Origin of the sequence: Pseudomonas sp. Sample_9, from assembly GCF_004307535.1 — a bacterium.
In the GTDB taxonomy this organism is placed as follows: domain Bacteria; phylum Pseudomonadota; class Gammaproteobacteria; order Pseudomonadales; family Pseudomonadaceae; genus Aquipseudomonas; species Aquipseudomonas mercuritolerans.
Map to the genome: position 1 here is coordinate 1 of NZ_RAZO01000496.1, position 2127 is coordinate 2127.

The 2127-nt window shown below is 58.6% G+C and carries 3 protein-coding genes and 1 pseudogene; 2 read left to right on the forward strand and 2 right to left on the reverse strand.

The window, feature by feature from the left end:
* Positions 1-387, forward strand: a pseudogene (locus D6877_RS28220) (UDP-2,3-diacylglucosamine diphosphatase); the annotation flags it as partial.
* Positions 388-497: 110 nt separating this feature from the next.
* On the opposite strand, the gene D6877_RS28225 reads toward D6877_RS28220, so the two are convergent.
* On the reverse strand, positions 498-1088 hold the full coding sequence (locus D6877_RS28225; RefSeq protein WP_130910814.1) for an HD domain-containing protein: 591 nt from the start codon (positions 1086-1088) through the stop codon (positions 498-500).
* Between the two features lie 14 nt (positions 1089-1102).
* Complete coding sequence (locus D6877_RS28230) at positions 1103-1414, reverse strand: DUF962 domain-containing protein (protein ID WP_130910813.1); 312 nt, start codon at positions 1412-1414, stop codon at positions 1103-1105.
* Positions 1415-1579: 165 nt separating this feature from the next.
* Here D6877_RS28230 and D6877_RS28235 point away from each other — a divergent pair.
* Positions 1580-2127, forward strand: a 548-nt coding sequence (locus tag D6877_RS28235; RefSeq protein WP_130912806.1) for an AraC family transcriptional regulator, incomplete at its 3' end; no start/stop codon positions are given.

Genomic DNA, 2127 nt, shown 5'->3' on the forward strand with positions numbered 1-2127 from the left:
TTTCTCGGCGACTCGGCCTACGAATTCACCCTGACCCTCAACCGCTGGCTCAATCACTGGCGCGCCCGTTATGGCTACGGTTACTGGTCGCTGTCGGCCTACCTGAAACACAAGGTCAAGACAGCGGTGAGTTTCATCAGCGACTTTGAAGAAGCCATCGCCCACGAATGCGTGAAGCGCGAACTGCATGGCGTGGTTTGCGGGCATATCCACCATGCCGAGATTCGCAAGGTGGGGGAGGTGGACTACCTCAACTGCGGCGACTGGGTCGAGTCGTGCACGGCGCTGATCGAGCATTGGGACGGCACGATCGAGCTGTATCGATTGGCGGATGCGCAGGCGCGGGAGGCGGAGCTCAAGGCTGCCAAAGTCGCCGAAATCGCCTGAGCGAAAAAGTACCCTGTGGGAGCGAGCCTGCTCGCGAAGGCGTAGCGTCAGACGAAACTTCTGTGCCTGATACCGCGCTTTCGCGAGCAGGCTCGCTCCCACATGTGTTCTCAGGCCGGGCTGTGTTCTTGCATCGCAGCCTTGTAAATCGAGTTCTTCGGTTGCGCAAACAGCCTTTCCATCATCGGCTCGAAGAAACTCAGCGGCAGCGTGTCATACGCCGGATCAAACGCCGCCGCGTCGTACTTGGCGCAAAATTCGGCAGTGGCGTGGAACTGCGGATGGTCCTTGAATTGCTCGCGCAAATGCCGATCCATGCCCAGATGATGAAAGAAGTAATAGCCCTGAAAGATTCCGTGCTTCTCCACCATCCACAGATTCTCCGCACTCACGAACGGCTTGAGAATCGCCGCGGCGATATCCGGATGATTGTACGAACCGAGGGTGTCGCCAATGTCGTGCAACAGCGCGCAGACCACGTATTCCTCGTCACGCCCGTCGCGAAAGGCGCGGGTCGCGGTTTGCAACGAGTGGGTCAGGCGATCCACGGGGAAACCGCCGAAGTCGCCCTCAAGCAGCTTCAGATGCGCGAGGATCCGCGATGGCAGTTGTCTGGCATAGGCACTGAAATCAGCGGCGATGATCGCCCAGTCTTTCTCGGTGCCGTCCTTCATATGGGTGAAGCGAGCATGGGCATTCATGGGCAGACCCTCATTCAGAACGCCACGCGACCGAGAATCATGTCGCGGTACATGACGAAATCGCCGAGCAGGCTGTACAGCGGATGCTGAAACGTCGCCGGGCGGTTTTTTTCGAAAAAGAAGTGGCCGATCCAGGCAAAGCTGTAACCCGCCAGAGGCAGGGCCAGCAACAGCAGCCAGGCGCTTTTGGCGATGCTGAGCGCGAGAATGAAGATGACCAGAGACGTGCCGATGAAATGCAGACGACGGCAGGTACTGTTGCTGTGCTCGGCGAGGTAATACGGGTAGAACTCGGCGAAGCTGTTGAACTGCTTGATATTTTCCACGACCGCGCTCTCTGTGGTGATTGTTCTGGCGACAAGTTGTGCGTCGGGCAGCTTATTTGAGTCTAGAGTGATCATTGGCGTGGGCCAGTGACAATCGGCGCCACTTTAGTATCCTTCGCAAATAGGGCGGTTATCTGCAGCCCGTCATGTAAAAGAATAACAACCATGAGCGAACGAACGACTTCTGCAAGCTGGGCGATGGGGATTGTCAAAGCACTGGAGATGGACGGCCTGGATTGCCGGGTTCTGTTCAAGCAACTGGGGCTGGACTTCAGTGCCCTCGAAGATCCGGATGCGCGTTTCCCGCAGGATTCCATGACCCGGCTCTGGCAGCGCGCGGTGGAGGTTTCCGGCAACCCGGCGATCGGCCTGAACATGGGCAAAGTGGTGCGCCCGGCATCGTTTCACGTCGCCGGCTATGCGCTGATGTCGAGCAACACGCTGGCTGAAGGCTTCCAGCGTCTGGTGCGCTATCAACGAATCATTGCCGAAAGCGCTGACCTGAGCTTTCGCCTGCTCGACGAAGGCTACGCGCTGATTCTCACCGTGCACGGCGATCATCTGCCGCCGACCCGGCAGAGTGCCGAAGCGTCACTGGCATGTGCACTGGCGCTGTGCGGCTGGCTGAGCGGGCGTCCGCTGCACCCGGTCAAAGTGCTGGTTCAGGGCGATCAGCCGACAAACCTGCAACCCTATAAAGAAGCCTTTCACGC

Excerpts from the sequence above, each read along its gene's own strand:
- D6877_RS28225 (WP_130910814.1), bottom strand. The coding sequence starts at position 1,088 with ATGAATGCCCATGCTCGCTTCACCCATATGAAGGACGGCACCGAGAAA.